This window comes from Streptomyces sp. NPDC102274 (genome assembly GCF_044766385.1).
GTDB lineage: Bacteria > Actinomycetota > Actinomycetes > Streptomycetales > Streptomycetaceae > Streptomyces.
Genome location: NZ_JBIWLW010000001.1, coordinates 320,065 through 335,644 on the forward strand (window position 1 = coordinate 320,065; position 15,580 = coordinate 335,644).

The following is a 15,580-nucleotide window of genomic DNA, read 5'->3' on the forward strand; positions in this document are numbered from 1 at the left end:
TGTCCGGGATGTGTCCGTGAACTTCGCGTCACTTTAGTCCACTCGCCCTTCCGGTCAATCAACCGGTCAGCGCGTCGCAAGGGTCACTCACCACAAGACCATAAACCGCACAATTCACCCACCCGGCCCTGCCGGACTCACCCATGTGGGTTAGGTCACACCAAGCCACGTTGACGCTCTTTGTCCCCTCCCACAGCGGGCTTCATCGCCCGGCGACGACTACCGTCATAGGTATGTCGACTTCCGCACACCTCCCCGCAGAGCCCGTCCAGGCTCCCGCCGGCGCGGCCCGCACCGGCGGGACGGTCACCGACCGGCTCATCGACGCCAACCTCCTCTACGCCGCCGGGTTCGGCGACCCCGGCATGGACGCGCGCCCCGTGCTTCGGGTCGCCGTGGTCGCCTGCATGGACGCCAGGCTCGACCTGCACGGCGCGCTCGGGCTCTCCCTGGGCGACTGTCACACCATCCGCAACGCGGGCGGTGTCGTCACCGACGACGTCATCCGCTCCCTCACCATCAGCCAGCGGGCGCTGGGCACACGCAGCGTCGCCCTCATCCATCACACCGGCTGCGGCCTGGAAAGCCTGACCGAGGAGTTCCGGCACGAACTGGAGATGGAGGTCGGCCAGCGGCCCGCCTGGGCCGTGGAGGCGTTCCGCGATGTCGATCAGGACGTACGGCAGTCGATACGGCGAGTAAGGACCTCACCCTTCCTGCCGCACACCGACGACGTCCGCGGTTTCGTCTTCGACGTGAAGACGGGCCTGCTGCGGGAGATCGACGCCGACGCCTGAGCGCCGTCACCGGACACGCCGCCGCGAGATAAACAGCAAAGCCGACATATCACTCCCACTTATCCACAGGCGGATGACACGAAGCGGTAACGGCAACAAGAATGCGTGGGGGACACCGCTCCGGAACCATCCGGAGACGGTGTCCGTGTTTCGGGGAGGGCCGGGCCGTCGGATGAGCTTCGGCCCGAGGAAAGGGCCGAGGAGGGCCGGGTGACGACCTATGACGATCGAGCGAGCCTTACAGATCTGACCACCACAGCGGAGCGGGTGCGCGCGTCGGTGGAGGCTGTGATCGAAGGCAAGCCAGAGGTCGTACGGCTTTCGCTGACCGTGCTGCTCGCCGAGGGGCATCTTCTGATCGAGGATGTCCCCGGCGTGGGCAAGACCATGCTGGCCAAAGCGCTCGCGCGCTCCATCGACTGTTCGGTGCGGCGTATTCAGTTCACGCCCGACCTGCTGCCCTCGGACATCACCGGGGTGTCGATCTACGACCAGCAGCGGCGGGACTTCGAGTTCAAGCCGGGCGCGATCTTCGCCCAGATCGTGATCGGCGACGAGATCAACCGCGCCTCGCCCAAGACCCAGTCGGCGCTGCTGGAGTCCATGGAGGAGCGTCAGGTCACCATCGACGGGCAGACCTACGAACTGCCCAGCCCCTTCATGGTGGTGGCCACCCAGAACCCGGTGGAGATGGAGGGGACGTATCCCCTGCCCGAGGCGCAGCGCGACCGCTTCATGGCCAGGGTCTCGATCGGCTATCCGAGCGCGGAGGCCGAGTTCCAGATGCTGGACGTGCACGGCGGCATATCCCCGCTGGACGACCTCCAGCCGGTGGCCCACGCGCACGACATCGTGAAGCTGATCGACGCGGTGCGTACGGTCCATGTCGCCGAGTCCGTGCGGCGGTACGCGGTCGAGGTGGTCGGGGCGACCCGTAACCACCCCGACCTCAGACTCGGCGCCTCGCCGCGCGCGACGCTCCATCTGCTGCGTGCCGCGAAGGCCGCGGCGGCGCTGAGCGGACGGGACTACGCGCTGCCGGACGACGTGCAGTCCCTGGCGACGGCGGTGCTCGCGCACCGGCTGCTGCCCACGGCCCAGGCGCAGCTGAACCGCCGCACCGCCGAGCAGGTCGTGCTGGAGATCCTCCAGCGCGTCCCGGTACCGACGGCGGGCGGCGGCCAGGGCCCCGGGCGCCAGGCGTCGCACGGCGCACCGCTCTACGGCCAGCAGCCCGGCGTACGGCGGCTGTGATGGCGCCCGGGGGGCTGGTGGCCGAGGGCGGCGAGGAGAAGGGCGGGGTGAAGGCCGCGCTGTCCGGACTGACCACGCGCGGCCGGTCGTTCCTCGCGGCCGGGATCGCGGCGGCCGTCTGCGCCTATGTCCTGGGCCAGTCGGATCTGCTGCGCGTGGGGCTCCTGCTCGCCGTGCTGCCGCTGATCTGCGTGGCGGTCCTCTACCGCACCCGTTACCGGGTCGCGGGCAGCCGACGGCTGTCGCCCTCCCGGGTCCCCGCGGGCTCCGAGGCGCGGGTGCAGCTGCGGATGGACAACGTGACGCGGATGCCCACCGGGCTGCTGATGCTCCAGGACCATGTGCCGTACGTACTCGGCCCGCGCCCCCGGTTCGTGCTCGACCGGGTCGAGCCGGGCGGACGGCGCGAGGTGTCCTACCGGGTGCGCTCGGATCTGCGCGGGCGTTATCCGCTCGGACCGCTCCAGCTGCGGCTGAGCGACCCCTTCGGGATGTGCGAGCTGACCCGCTCGTTCAGCGCGTACGACACCCTGATCGTCGTCCCGCGCACCGAACCGCTGCCACCGGTACGGTTCGGCGGCGAGGCGTCGGGGTACGGCGAGGGGCGGCAGCGCTCGCTGGCGCTGGCCGGTGAGGACGATGTGATCCCCCGCGGCTACCGGCACGGCGACGATCTGCGCCGGGTGCACTGGCGCTCGACGGCCCGCTACGGCGAGCTGATGGTGCGCCGCGAGGAGCAGCCGCAGCGGGCCAGATGCACGGTACTGCTGGACACCCGGCGAAGCGCCTACCAGGGCGCGGGCCCCGACTCCGCCTTCGAATGGGCGGTGTCCGGCGCGGCCTCCGCCCTGGTGCATCTGCTGGAACGCGGCTTCGCCGTACGGCTGTTGACGGACACCGGCAGCTCGATGCCCGGCGAGGGCGCCGACGGCTACGCGGGGGCGACCCAGGAGTCCGCCGACTCGGCCGGGCTGATGATGGACACCCTCGCGGTCGTCGAGCACTCCGACGGCACGGACCTCTCCCCCGCGTACGCCGTCCTGCGCGACGGCACCGAAGGACTGCTCGTCGCGTTCTTCGGCGATCTGGACGAGGAGCAGACGGCGGTGGCGGCCCGGATGCGGCAGCGCAGCGCCGTGGCCGTCGCCTTCGTACTGGACAGCACCGGCTGGACGCAGGGCGCCGGACCGGCCGGGCCCGTCGAGGACCGGCTGCGGCAGCTGCGCGAGGCCGGGTGGACCGCGCTCGCCGTGCCCTCGGGGGCGACGCTGCCCGAGCTGTGGCAGCTGGCCGCGCGGCAGCGATCGGAATCGGCCGTCACGGGCGGTACGACAGGCTTCTCCGGAGGTTGGTCATGAGCGGTAGCGGAAGGCTGGCGCTGTGCGCTTTCGCCGCCACGCTGATGGCGGCGGGCGCCCTGCTGCCGCTGGTCGAACCGGCCCTCTGGCTGCTGCAGGCCGCGATCATGTTGGCGGTCGTCGGCGGGGTGGGCGCGCTGACCCGGCGGGTGCCGCTGGCCCGGACGCTGACCGTGGCGCTCCAGGGCCTCGCCGCCCTGCTGATGCTCACGGCGGTCTTCGCCGCGGACCAGGCGCTGATCGGCATCGTGCCGACCCCCGAGGTCTTCGCGCAGTTCGGCCGGCTGCTCACCGAGGGCGGCGACGACGTCAGCCGGTTCGCGATACCGGCGCCCGCGACCGACGGCATCAGCCTGATGCTGATCGGCGGTGTTCTGGTCATCGGGCTCGCGGTGGACGCGATCGCGGTGACCTTCCGCGGCGCGGCCCCGGCCGGACTGCCGCTGCTCGCGCTCTACTCGGTCGCCGCGGGCCTCTCCGGCGGCGCCGGTGGCTGGCTGTGGTTCCTCCTCGCGGCCACCGGCTATCTGCTGCTGCTGCTGGCGGAGGGCCGGGACCGGCTCTCCCAGTGGGGCCGGGTGTTCGGTGGCGCGCCGCGTACGCCGGGCTGGTTCCCGTCCGGCCCGGACGCCTCGGGCGGGCGCGCCCCGGTCCGTACCGGACGCCGTATCGGTGTGGTGGCGCTGGGTGTCGCGCTGGTGATCCCGGCCGCCCTGCCCGCGCTGGACGGCGGCCTGTTGGCCGGCACCGGCGGCGGGAACGGCTCGGGCGTGGGCGGTGGTGGCACGATCTCCGCGGTCAACCCGCTGATCTCGCTCCAGGACAATCTGAACCAGCCGGAGGACCGCGAGGCGCTGCGTTACCGGACGAACGCGCCGGACACCCAGGACATGTATCTGCGGATCATGGCGCTGGACAAGTTCGACGGCACGTCCTGGCGGTTCTCGCAGCGCGAGGTCGAGGACGTACCGGACCGGCTGCCCGGCTCCCCGGGGCTGAGCCCCGGGGTCAGCACCACCGAGATCAGGACCAATATCTCGGCCGCCGGCTGGTACCGGCAGAACTATCTTCCGATGCCCTATCCGGCGACCCAGGTGGACATCGAGGGGCGCTGGCGCTTCGAGCCGGCGGGCAGGACGCTGGTGGGCGACCGCGGGCAGTCGACGCGCGGCGTGCAGTACGAGGTCGGCAGCCTGCTGGTGAACCCGACCCGGGAGCAGCTCGCGGCGGCGCCCCCGGCCCCGTCGGCCCTGCGCCGGGAGTACACCGAGGTCCCGGCGGTCCTGCCGGACATGGTGAAGTCGACGGCGCTCGATGTCACCAGGGGCACGGCCAACGACTACGAGAAGGCCGTCAGGCTCCAGGACTGGTTCGCGCTGGACGGTGGCTTCACGTACAACACCGAGGTGGACTCGGGCACCGGCGTCACGGCGATCACGCGGTTCCTCAGGAACAAAGAGGGCTTCTGCGTCCACTTCTCCTTCGCGATGGCCGCGATGGCCCGGACGCTGGGCATCCCGGCGCGCGTCGCGGTGGGCTTCACACCGGGCACGCCGCAGCCGGACGGCAGCATGTCCGTCGGGCTGCGTGACGCGCACGCCTGGCCCGAGCTGTACTTCGAGGGCGTCGGGTGGACCCGGTTCGAGCCGACGCCGAGCCGGGGCAGCGCGCCCGACTACACCCGGCAGGACGCGCCGTCCGACGGGCCGAGCGACGCGGCCAGTCCCGACACGAGCACCTCGGCCGCGCCGTCCGTGGAACCGTCCGCCTCGGACAGCTGCCCGGCGCAGTCGCGACAGCTGGGCGAGTGCGGCACGGCCACTCCCGGCGCCGCTCTGCCGCCGACGGATTCCGGTTTCCCGCTGACGACCGTGGTGTGGATCGTCCTGGGCGGGCTGGCGGTGGTGGCGGTGCCGCTGCTGCCCCTGCTCTGGCGGACCAGGATCAGGGCCCGGCGGCTGGGCTCAGGGGGGCGCACCCCCGCGGACGCGACGGCGCGGACGCTGGCGGCCTGGCGGGAGATCACCGATACGGCCTGGGACCACGGGGTCCCGCCCGACGAATCACGGACGCCTCGGAAGGCGGCGGAGCGCATCGTACGTCTGGGCCGGCTGGAGGGAGCGGCGGCCGAGGCGGCGCACCGGGTGGCCGGTTCCGTGGAGCAGGTGCTGTACGCGCCCGAGCCACGGCCGGGCACGGGCCTCGCCGACGACGTCCGGCGGGTCCGGGAGGGTCTTGCCGCCTCGGTCGGCCGCCGGACCCGGCTGCGCGCACTCCTCGCGCCCCGCTCGTCCGTACGGGTGGTCTGGGCCGCCTCCGAGCACTGGGCCTCCCTCACCGCCCGCTGGAGCCCTCAGCGGCTCTCGGCGGCCACCAGGGCGGCCACCACGCGCTGGCGCCCCTCGCGTCAGCGCGGCTGAGCGGCGCGGGCGCCGAGGGGCCGCGGGCGCCGAGGGGCCGCGGGCGCCGAGGGGCCGCGGGCGCCGAGGGGCGCGAAGGCTTCCGGAAACGGCTGAGGGGCGAACGCCTTACGCGTTCGCCCCTCGGCCGTACTGTTCAGTGGCCCTGTCTGTTCAGTGGCCCTGTTCGTCGCGTCACTGGCCCTGTTCGTCGCGGCGGCGCTGCCATCGCTGCTCGATGCGGTTCATCATCGAGCGGCGCTGTCTCGATTGTGCGGGCGCGGGGCCGCCGGATGGGCTGCCCGCCGCCTGCTGCTGACCTGGTTTGGGCGCTTTGCGCCAGCCGGTGACCGCCAGGACCGCGCAGCCCAGCATGACGAGGAACCCCACCACGCTGATCCAGATCTGCTGGGCGACCATTCCGGCCATGAGGAGCGCGATACCCACCAGGAAGCCTGCGACCGCCTGATAGACCCGTCGCCGGGTGTACGTACGCAGCCCGCTTCCCTCAAGCGCTGTCGCGAACTTGGGATCTTCGGCGTACAGCGCTCGCTCCATTTGCTCGAGCATTCGCTGCTCGTGCTCCGAGAGCGGCACGGAGTCCTCCTAGTCGTCGGTCGCGGGGGGCGACCGGTATGCGGCTCCTTCAAGGATAGGCAGGGAATCGCCCCCGTGAAACCCGCCCTCAACGCCAATTCTCCATTCCGGGCCGCCATGTCGGCTCGGCCGCTGAGGCGTTGATTCCCCAACCATCGATCCGTCATGCCGGATGGTGTACCCCGATCATACGGCGCCCGGCGCTCTACTGGGGGGCCTGTGGCGTACTCCATGTACGGCTGCGTAGCTGATCAGCCACGCGATCAGCGTCCCGGACGGACTCCGGACGGCCCAGAACGGCCCCGTACGGTTCCGGGGCCGGATTCCGCGTCAGTCCCGCTTCTCGCCCAGGACGTGCAGCTGGGTGGCGATGGAGTGGAAGGCCGGCAGCTCGGCCGCCGCCGCTTCCAGCTGGAGCAGCGCGTCCAGGGCGCCCGGCTGGGTGTCCACCAGCCCGCCCGGGACCAGGTCCGCGAAGACCCGTACGCCGTGCACCGCGCTGATCCGGAGGCCGGCTCCGGCGGCCAGCTCCGTGAGCTGCTCGGCGGTGAAGCGCCGAGGCACCGGGTCGCCCTCGCCCCAGCGGCCCGCCGGGTCCGTGAGTGCCTGCCGGGCCTCGATGAAGTGCCCGGCGAGCGCCCTGGCGAGCACGGCGCCGCCCAGACCCGCGGCGAGCAGGCTGAGCGCCCCAGCCGGGCGCAGCGCGTCCACGGCGTTCCGCACGCCCTCGGCCGGATCGTCCACGTACTCCAGGACGCCGTGGCAGAGCACCGCGTCGAAGCCACCGCGCCCGACCACGTCGAAGAGGCCGTGGATGTCCCCCTGGACCCCGCGGACGCGCTGGGCCACTCCGGCCTCGGCCGCCCGCCGCTCCAGCGCGAAGAGCGCGTTCGGGCTGGGGTCCACCACGGTCACGTGATGACCCAGACGGGCGACCGGCACCGCGAAGTTGCCCGTACCCCCGCCGGTGTCGAGCACGTCCAGAACGTCGGTCCCCGCCACCTTGGCGCGGCGGCCGAGGGCATCCTTGAGGACCTCCCAGACCACGGCGGTACGCAGGGAGCCGCGGGGGCGGGAGGGCGTCTCCCCACCGGTAACAGGGGAACGGTCCGACACGGCAGTTGACTCCTCGGCGCGGTGCCGCCCCTGCGGCGGGGCGTGAACGGTGCAGGCTCCGCCCACCCTATTGCCTGGTGCGTGTCTCCCGGTCACCCAGCGGCATCGCCCTGCCGGGGGTGTTCGGCGCGGGGCCGGGGCAGGACCGGTTCGAGCACGAGCAGCCGCTCGACCAGCCTCAGGAACATGCCGGCGTCGCGCAGCAGATCGTCCGCGTCACGGACGGTGGCCGCGCCGGGTATGCCCGCCTCGGCGCGCGCCCTGCGCGGAGCGCCCGAGGCGAAGAGAGCACTCCATTCGGACAGCTCCGGCGCGATTTCGGTGAGGACCTCCCAGGCGCTCCGGATGCGCCGCCGCCGCTGCGGGGTGGTCTCCGGGCGGCCACGGGCGGCCAGCACCGCGGCGGCGGTGCGCAGGGCGGCGAGATGGGCGGTGGCATAGCGCTCGTTCGGAGCGTCCAGCGCGGCGGCCTCGTCCAGGCCCGCATGCGCCTGGGCGAGGAGATCGAGGGCCGCCGGCGGGGCCGTGGCCCTGCGCAGGACGGGGTGGACATCGCTCGGCGGACCGGTCAGGGCAGGGGCAGGGCCGTCTGTACGGCGCCGACGTGCGGCACCGGCGTAGGAGCTGGCCATGACGGAACCTCCTGTCGTCGTGTGACGGTGCTGTAGCCGTATGTGTCCATAGTGAGGGGCACCACTGACAATCGGCCCTGACCTGCGACTTTGCCTCGCACACCGGTTCGGAGTAGCTTTTGCACTGACCAGTCAGTACAAAGAAATCGAGGCGCCCCGTGGACAGCCGGGAACGCGTGGACAGCCGGGAACGCGCAGGCGGCCGGGAACGCGTGGACAGCCAGGAGCGCGCGGACCGCCGACGGGACGATCCGCACGGCGCGGCCGTCGTCGCCGAGGAATTCGGGCTCAAGGGCGCGCGCGGCTGGGTGTTCCACCATGTCCGCGTCGGCGCCGCGCCCGGCACGGTCGTCGTGATCGAGGGCCCCTCGGGTTCGGGGCGCACCTCTCTGCTGCTCGCTCTCACTGGCCGCATGCGCCCCACCGAGGGCCGCGCCGAGATCGCCGGCCTGCCCCTGCCCCGCGCCATGGCGGCCGTACGCCGGATCAGCGGCCTCGGCCACGTCCCGGGCGTCAGCGATCTCGATCCGGCGCTGACCGTCGCCGAGCACCTGCGCGAACGCGCGCTGCTGCAACGCCGGTTCGGCGGATCCCCGCGCGCCCTGCCGTGGCCACGCGCCCGGCGGACGGCCGAGGCCCGGGGCCGTATCGACGCCGCGCTGAAAGCCGCCGGGCTCGACACGACCGCCCTGCCCAAGGGAGAGCGCACGTCGGTGCGCGATCTGGAGCGGCTGGAGGCGCTGCGCCTCTCGGTCGCCCTCGCGCTGATCGGCCGGCCCCGGCTGCTGGCGGTGGACGATCTGGACCTCAAGCTCTCCGACGCCGACCGCGCCGCTGCCTGGCGGCTGCTGCGGTCCGTCGCCGAGGACGGCACGACCGTGCTCGCCGTGTGCGGCCAGGCCCCCGAGGACGCGAACACCGTCATCCGTACGAACGACAACGAGGAGGGGGCGGCCGATGCGCTCGCCGAAACTGGCCGCGCTTGAGCTGAGGCGCTTCGGCAGGGGAAAGCTCCCGCGCGCCGCGCTCGTCGCGGTCCTGCTGCTGCCGCTGCTGTACGGCGCGCTCTATCTGTGGTCGTTCTGGGATCCGTACGGACAGCTCGACCGTATCCCCGTCGCGCTCGTCAACGACGACAGGGGCGCCACCTCGGCGGGCGGGAAGATCGCGGCCGGTGACGAGATCACCCGGGGCCTGCGCGACAGCAAGGTCTTCGCCTGGCACGAGGTGAGCGCGGCCGAGGCACGCGAAGGCGTGGAGGACGGTTCGTACTACCTCTCCCTGACCATGCCGGCCGACCTCAGCGAGCGGATCGCGTCCAGTTCCGGCGACGCCCCCGAGACCGGCGCGCTCCAGGTGCGTACGAACGACGCCAACAACTACATCGTCGGGCAGATCTCCAGGACCGTGTTCTCCGAGGTACGGACCACCGCCTCGACCAACGCCTCCCGCTCCTTCCTCGACCGGATCTTCATCTCCTTCTCGGACATCCATGACGCCACCGCGAAGGCCGCCAAGGGCGCCGACGAGCTCAAGGGCGGTATCGGAAAGGCCCGGAAGGGTTCGAAGGACCTCGTGGACGGGCTGAGGACCGCCAAGGAGGGCAGCGGTGACCTGGCGGGCGGGCTGAAGAGGCTCGGCACGGGCGCGAGCGATCTGGACACCGGTGCCCAACAGGTCGCCGTCGGCACCCAGTCGCTCGCCGACAAGATCAACTCAATGGCCGGGAATGTACGTCCGTACCTCAAGGACAACGGGAAGACGATCGGCGATGCGGCGCGGCTCGTGGCGGACTCCTCCCAGTCGATACGGGACAACCTCGGGCTGCTCGTGAAGGCCGCGCCCAGCGCCGCGACAAAGGCCCGGCTCGCCTCCGACGAGCTGCACTCCCTCTCCGCGGAACGCTGCGAGAGCGCCCCCGCCGCCCACGCCACCCCCGCCGCCCCCGATCCCGCCCCCGATCCCGATCCCGGCGCCGACACCGGCACCGCCGCCCCGGGTCCTGACCCCGGCGCCTGCCCGTCCATCAAGCGCGCCAAGGCCGCCGCCGCGGACGTGGCCGCCGTCGCCGACGACGTCAACACCCTGGTGAAGAACAACAACGGCGATCTGAAGGCGCTGGACGGCCGGCTCGCCACGCTCCAGAAGCAGGCCGAGGCGCTCGCCGAGCACGCGCCGAAGCTGGACGAGGACCTGGAGACCGCCGTCACGAAGATCAACGCTCTCAACACCGGTGCGCGGAAGGTCGCCGAAGGAGCGGGCCGGCTGCACACCGGGCTGACCGACGCCAAGAAGGGCTCCGCCACCCTCAACACCGGTGTCGGCGAGCTCAGTACCGGCGCGGACACCCTCGACGGCGGGCTCTTCAAGCTCGCCGACGGATCGACCGAGCTGGCCGGAGGGCTCAACGACGGTGTCGGGAAGATCCCCGACTACGACAAGACCGACCGTGACCGGCGGACGGACGTGATGGCCGACCCCGTCCAGCTCGCCTCGCGCTCGCTGCACGCGGCGCCCAACTACGGCACCGGCTTCGCCCCGTACTTCATCCCGCTCTCCCTCTGGGTCGGCGCGATGGTGGCGTACATGCTGATCCAGCCGCTGAACCGGCGCGCGCTGGCCGCCGGTGCCTCGGCCTGGCGGATCGCCCTCGTGGGCTGGCTGCCGGTCGCCGCGATCGGACTGCTCCAGGTCGGCGCGCTGATCTCGGTGCTGCACTGGGCCATCGGCCTGGAGATGGCGCGCGCCGCCGGCACGGTCGGCTTCCTGGCACTGGTCACCTGCTGCTTCACCGCGATCGTCCAGTGGCTCAACGCCCGCTTCGGACCCGCGGGCCGGATCCTCGTACTGGCGCTGCTGATGCTCCAGCTGACCTCGGCGGGCGGCACTTATCCCGTCCAGACCAGTCCGGGCTTCTTCGGCGCCATCCACCCCTTCCTGCCGATGAGTTACGTGGTCGACGCGCTGCGCAGACTCATCTCGGGCGGCGGACTCGGCCCCGTATGGCAGGGCTGTGCCGTGCTCGCCGCCTTCACCGCGGGGGCGCTGGCGCTGACCGCCCTGTCCGCGCGGCGCAAGCAGGTGTGGACGCTCGACCGGCTCCACCCCGAGCTGAGCCTGTGAGCGCACGCGGGGGACCTGTGACAATCGTCGCCATGGACAGCAGCAGCACCCGCCGCCAGGCCACCCGGCAGAAGCTCTACGAGGCCGCGGTGACCCTCATCGCCGAACAGGGCTTCTCGGCGACGACGGTGGACGAGATCGCCGAACGCGCCGGGGTCGCCAAAGGCACGGTCTACTACAACTTCAAGAGCAAGACGGAGCTTTTCGAGGAGTTGCTGCGGCACGGCGTCGGGCTGCTCGCCTCGTCCCTGCGAACGGCGGCCGACACCACGGCGGAGCGCGGCGGCAGCAGGATCGAGGCGCTGGACGCGATGATCGGAGCCGGTCTGGTCTTCATCGACCGCTATCCCGCCTTCACGCAGCTGTATGTCGCCGAGCTGTGGCGGACGAACCGGGCCTGGCAGTCGACGCTGTTGGTGGTACGCCAGGAGGCCGTCGCGGTCGTCGAGAGGGTGCTCCGGGAGGCCGTCGAGGGCGGTGAGCTGAGCGACGAGATCGACGTGCCGCTGACGGCGGCGGCGCTGGTCGGGATGGTGCTCGTGGCGGCGCTCGACTGGCAGGCGTTCCAGCCGGAGCGGTCGATGGACGAGGTGCACGCGGCGCTCTCGCGGCTGCTGCACGGCCGGGTCGGCGGACGCTGAAGCCCGCGCGCGCACCGGCGTACGCACGTGCGCCGGTCCGGTGAGGCTCCATCCCCCTGAGCCTCGCCGGACCGGCGCGTTCCCCCGTACCCCGTAATCCCCCGTACCCCCCGTTTCCCCGTGCCCCCGTATCCCCCTGTCCCCGTTCCCCGTGATGCCGGAGAGCCCGCTTCCTCGTGATTCCGTGATCCCGTGATCCCGTGATCCCGTGATCCGTCGTGGTCGCCGGGCTCCCCGTCTGCACCCCCGTTACGTCGGGGGAGCCGCGCCGTTCCGCCACCCCGTGTCGGCGGTGCCGGCGCCGCGCCCCTTCCGTGATCCCCACTCTTCCGTCCGCGCAGGTCGGAGCCCATCCGCGTGCCTACTCATCTCGCCCACTAGGTACCGGTACTCAGTCCTGCGTACTCCCGCCCAGCGCGGGCGCGGCCTGGATACGATCGGTCGGTGTCCGTACTCCCCCTCATCTTCACCAGTGGCTGGGCCAGCGGCATCAACGCCTATGCGGTGGTACTGCTGTTCGGCATCTTCGGCGCGACCGGGCTGACCGACGAGGTGCCCGAGTCGTTGCAGCGCACCGACGTACTGATCGTCGCGGCGGCGCTCTTCCTCTGCGACACGGTGGCGGACAAGATCCCGTACGTCGACTCGGTCTGGGACTCCGTGCACACCGTCATCAGACCGGTGTCGGGCGCGGTCGTCGGCGCGCTGCTGGCAGGTCAGAGCGGCTCGCTGCCGGAGATCGCGGCGGGCGCGGTGGGCGGTTCGACGGCGCTGGTGAGTCATCTGGTCAAGGCGGGCGCCCGGATGGCGATCAACACCTCACCCGAGCCGTTCAGCAATATCCTCGTGAGTACCGCCGAGGATCTGGGCGTCGCGGGAATCATCGTGTTCGCCGTCTTCCATCCGGTCGCCGCCGCCGCCGTCGCGGGCACGCTGCTGGTGCTCGGCATTGTGACCGTGGCCTTCCTCGCCTCCAGGATCCGCGGTTTCCTGCGCCGCAGGGCGCGGCGTCGCGCGGAGAAACGCCTGGCGACCGGCGCTCCCCCGGCGCTCTAAAATCGCTGCCATGGCACGGATTGCGGTGATCGGCGCCGGGATGGGCGCCATGGCGGCGGCCGCCCGGCTCGCGGTGGCGGGTCAGCGGGTGACGGTGTACGAACGCGCGGCGACGTACGGCGGGTCGGTGGGCCGGTTCGAGCGGGACGGGTTCGTCTTCGACACCGGGCCCGGTCTGCTGCATCTGCCGGCCGTCTACCGTGATCTGTTCGTCAAGACCGGCAAGGAGCCGCTGGAGAGCCGCGTCCGGCTCGGCCAGGTGGATCCGGCGAGCCGGCATGTCTTCGCCGACGGCACCGACGTACGGCTGCCCAACGCCTCGCGCGGCGGAGTGGTCTCCGCCCTGGACGCGGCGCTGGGCGCGGGTGCCGGGGAGCGCTGGGGGGAGTTCCTCGGCCGGGCCCGGGACGCCTGGGACCGCTCGCGGCGTCCGCTGCTGGAGGAGCCGCTGTGGGCGGACCGGCGGGTGCTCGGCCGCGATCCTTATCCGGCCGTACGGCGGCGACGGCTGCTCCGCGGCGCCCGGCAGGCCACGACGGTCGCGGAGATCGGCGCCTGGGAGCTGGCCGACCCGCGGCTGGCGGCGCTGTTGGACGGTTACGCCCTGTCGTACGGGCTCGACCCGCGGCACGCCCCGGCGAGCGCCGCCCTGCTGCCGTATCTGGAGCAGACCTTCGGCAGCTGGTATGTCGGGGGCGGCATGCGGGAGTTGGCCCGCGCGGTGTACGAACGGTGCCTGGCCCGCCGGGTGGAGTTCGTCTTCGGCGCCGAGGTGACCCGGATCGTCGAGAAGGACGGCGCGGCGACGGGGATCGAGCTGGCGGACGGCACGGTCGCGGAGGCCGACCGGGTGGTGGCGGGAATCGCGCCCGGCCCTCTCGTGGAGTGGCGGCTCGACGCGGACGGTGACGTACGGCCGCCGGGCACGGACACGGGTGGTGCCGTGCCGCCTGGCCGGTTCATGGTGCTGCTGGCGCTGCGCGGTGCCGGCGAACCCGGCGCCGCGCACCGGACGGTGGTGCACTCCCCCGACGGAAGCGCCGAGGCGGCCGAGGTCTTCGGGGGCCGGACCGCGGCGCGGCCCACGGTCACGGTGCTGCGGCCCGACGACGCCGCGACGCGCCCGGACGACGGCCACGAGGCGGTCACGCTCACCGCGACAGTCGCCCCGCACGGCCCGGTCGACTGGTCCGACGCCGCGCTGCGCGAGCGGTACGCCGATGTGCTGGTGGCGGCTGCCGGGGCCGCCGTGCCGGGGATCGCGGAGCGGCTCATATGGCGCGAGGTACGTACCCCGGCCGATACGGCGGCGCTGACGGGGGCCGCGGGCGGTTCCGTACCGGCGCCCGCGCTGGCCGGGGCCGAGGGGCGGCTGCTGCTTCCGGGGAACTCCACCCGGCTGTCCGGGCTGTACCGCGCGGGAGGCTGGGCGCATCCGGGCGGCGGGCTCGCGCACGCCGGGATGTCGGGGGCGCTGGTCGCCGGACTGATCGTCGAAGGGGCAGACTTCCGCGGCTCGCGGTGAGCCACGCGCACCGCCACCGCACCGCGCCCGCTCGGCGCACCGTGCCCGCCCGGTCAACAGGCGCTCCGCCGAACGTTCCTGACGTACCGTCAACGCCCGTCAGTAGCGGTACTGCTGCTCGTTGTAGTCGGGGTCCGGGTAGCCCGGCCGGCGCGGCTCTTCCTGGGGTATCGGCGGATACTGCTCCCCGTCGCGGTCGCGCTGCTGCGGCATCCACACGCCGCCGGGCGGGGTGTCGCCGCCGTACTGCTGCTGACCGCCGTACGGGTCGGCGTACTGCTGCTGGCCGCCGGGACTGTCGTACGAGCCGTACTGCTGGCCGCTGTTGGCCGAGCCGGTGTACGGGTCGGTGTACGCGGCGTACTGCTGCTGTCCGGCGTCGTAGCCGTACTGCTGCGCGTAGACGTCCTGCTGCGCGTAGACGTCCTGGCCGGGATACATGTCCTGACCGGAGTGGTAGGCGTCCTGGGGTGCGTAGCCGTCCTGGCCCGCGGGCTGCTGCTGCCCGTACCCCGGATACGCGTCATATCCGCCGCCGTACTCATGCGCGCCGACGCCGGCCGCCGCGCCCGCTCCCGCGTGCGGCTGCTGATGCGCCTCACGGGCCGCGTCGTCGTATATCCCGTACTGCCCGGTGTCGTCGGGCAGCGGCTCCGGCTCGTACACCGCGGCGGCCGGCGCGGGCGGCTCCGCCGGCTCGTACGCGGGCGGTTCGTACGCCACCGGCTCGTACTCCAGGTCCGAGACCTCAAGCGCGGGCTCGCGCTCCTGCTCCTGCCGGCTCCCGGCCTTGCGGCGGCGGCTCGCGCCCGGACTGCCGCCTATCGCCCAACCCGTGGAGAAGCCGCGGCGGAAGGACAGCGTCACATACGTCTGGCCGACCGCGAACGCGACCGCGCCCAGCGCGATGACGAATATGGAGGGGATCAGTACGCCGAGGACCACGCCCATGAACCCGGTGAAGGCGAGCACTCGCCAGCGCAGCCGCGCCTTGTACTGGAGCAGCACCTCACCGAGCAGCCACAGGGCCACGATGCCGAATGCGATGTAGAGGACCGTCCAGCCCATGCCCGCCCCTCTCC

General features: G+C 72.4%; 13 protein-coding genes. 9 read left to right on the plus strand and 4 right to left on the minus strand.

The annotated features are described in order from the left end of the window. Positions 1-170: 170 nt before the first annotated feature. The 4 genes from ACIRQP_RS01455 (at position 171) to ACIRQP_RS01470 (ending at position 5,829) form a co-directional block, all read left to right on the plus strand. On the plus strand, positions 171-797 hold the full coding sequence (locus tag ACIRQP_RS01455) for a beta-class carbonic anhydrase (protein WP_403881617.1): 627 nt from the start codon (positions 171-173) through the stop codon (positions 795-797). A gap of 210 nt (positions 798-1,007) precedes the next feature. After that, the gene (locus tag ACIRQP_RS01460; protein WP_403881620.1) at positions 1,008-2,051 is read left to right on the plus strand and encodes an AAA family ATPase; all 1,044 of its coding nucleotides are present in this window, start codon (positions 1,008-1,010) and stop codon (positions 2,049-2,051) included. Then, the gene (locus ACIRQP_RS01465; protein WP_403881624.1) at positions 2,051-3,409 is read left to right on the plus strand and encodes a DUF58 domain-containing protein; all 1,359 of its coding nucleotides are present in this window, start codon (positions 2,051-2,053) and stop codon (positions 3,407-3,409) included. The genes ACIRQP_RS01460 and ACIRQP_RS01465 overlap by 1 nt, the downstream gene beginning before the upstream one ends. Beyond that, the gene (locus ACIRQP_RS01470) at positions 3,406-5,829 is read left to right on the plus strand and encodes a DUF3488 and DUF4129 domain-containing transglutaminase family protein (protein WP_403881627.1); all 2,424 of its coding nucleotides are present in this window, start codon (positions 3,406-3,408) and stop codon (positions 5,827-5,829) included. Before ACIRQP_RS01465 ends, ACIRQP_RS01470 begins: the two co-directional genes overlap by 4 nt. A 174-nt stretch (positions 5,830-6,003) precedes the next feature. Here the strand turns inward: ACIRQP_RS01470 and ACIRQP_RS01475 are convergent, their stop codons facing one another. From ACIRQP_RS01475 to ACIRQP_RS01485, 3 genes are all read right to left on the minus strand, one after another. Then, positions 6,004-6,405: a DUF3040 domain-containing protein gene (locus ACIRQP_RS01475; protein ID WP_356507225.1), complete on the minus strand. Its 402-nt coding sequence runs from the start codon at positions 6,403-6,405 to the stop codon at positions 6,004-6,006. Positions 6,406-6,735: 330 nt separating this feature from the next. Next, entirely contained in the window at positions 6,736-7,521 is a 786-nt protein-coding gene (locus ACIRQP_RS01480) for a methyltransferase (RefSeq protein WP_403881630.1), read from the minus strand. Positions 7,522-7,613: 92 nt separating this feature from the next. Then, positions 7,614-8,153: an SAV_6107 family HEPN domain-containing protein gene (locus ACIRQP_RS01485; RefSeq protein WP_403881633.1), complete on the minus strand. Its 540-nt coding sequence runs from the start codon at positions 8,151-8,153 to the stop codon at positions 7,614-7,616. Between the two features lie 212 nt (positions 8,154-8,365). Between ACIRQP_RS01485 and ACIRQP_RS01490 the strand changes: the two genes are divergently transcribed. From ACIRQP_RS01490 to ACIRQP_RS01510, 5 genes are all read left to right on the plus strand, one after another. Beyond that, a complete protein-coding gene (locus ACIRQP_RS01490) occupies positions 8,366-9,139 on the plus strand; it encodes an ATP-binding cassette domain-containing protein (protein ID WP_403882113.1) in 774 nt (257 codons plus the stop codon). Further along, the gene (locus ACIRQP_RS01495) at positions 9,111-11,276 is read left to right on the plus strand and encodes a YhgE/Pip family protein (protein ID WP_403881637.1); all 2,166 of its coding nucleotides are present in this window, start codon (positions 9,111-9,113) and stop codon (positions 11,274-11,276) included. Before ACIRQP_RS01490 ends, ACIRQP_RS01495 begins: the two co-directional genes overlap by 29 nt. 32 nt (positions 11,277-11,308) lie before the next feature. After that, a complete protein-coding gene (locus ACIRQP_RS01500; RefSeq protein WP_390813436.1) occupies positions 11,309-11,917 on the plus strand; it encodes a TetR/AcrR family transcriptional regulator in 609 nt (202 codons plus the stop codon). Positions 11,918-12,361: 444 nt separating this feature from the next. Next, positions 12,362-12,973, plus strand: coding sequence for a DUF4126 domain-containing protein (locus ACIRQP_RS01505; RefSeq protein WP_403881640.1), 612 nt, complete (start codon positions 12,362-12,364; stop codon positions 12,971-12,973). Positions 12,974-12,983: 10 nt separating this feature from the next. Then, complete coding sequence (locus ACIRQP_RS01510; protein ID WP_403881643.1) at positions 12,984-14,498, plus strand: phytoene desaturase family protein; 1,515 nt, start codon at positions 12,984-12,986, stop codon at positions 14,496-14,498. 99 nt (positions 14,499-14,597) lie between these two features. Here ACIRQP_RS01510 and ACIRQP_RS01515 read toward each other — a convergent pair whose 3' ends face one another. Then, positions 14,598-15,566 carry a hypothetical protein gene (locus tag ACIRQP_RS01515; RefSeq protein WP_403881646.1) on the minus strand — a complete coding sequence of 323 codons (969 nt, stop codon included), beginning with the start codon at positions 15,564-15,566 and terminating at the stop codon, positions 14,598-14,600. Positions 15,567-15,580 lie beyond the last annotated feature (14 nt).

Coding starts and splice junctions, on each gene's coding strand:
- ACIRQP_RS01495 (WP_403881637.1), top strand. CDS start 9,111: ATGCGCTCGCCGAAACTGGCCGCGCTTGAGCTGAGGCGCTTCGGCAGG.
- ACIRQP_RS01485 (WP_403881633.1), bottom strand. CDS start 8,153: ATGGCCAGCTCCTACGCCGGTGCCGCACGTCGGCGCCGTACAGACGGC.
- ACIRQP_RS01515 (WP_403881646.1), bottom strand. CDS start 15,566: ATGGGCTGGACGGTCCTCTACATCGCATTCGGCATCGTGGCCCTGTGG.
- ACIRQP_RS01500 (WP_390813436.1), top strand. CDS start 11,309: ATGGACAGCAGCAGCACCCGCCGCCAGGCCACCCGGCAGAAGCTCTAC.
- ACIRQP_RS01465 (WP_403881624.1), top strand. CDS start 2,051: ATGGCGCCCGGGGGGCTGGTGGCCGAGGGCGGCGAGGAGAAGGGCGGG.
- ACIRQP_RS01510 (WP_403881643.1), top strand. CDS start 12,984: ATGGCACGGATTGCGGTGATCGGCGCCGGGATGGGCGCCATGGCGGCG.
- ACIRQP_RS01470 (WP_403881627.1), top strand. CDS start 3,406: ATGAGCGGTAGCGGAAGGCTGGCGCTGTGCGCTTTCGCCGCCACGCTG.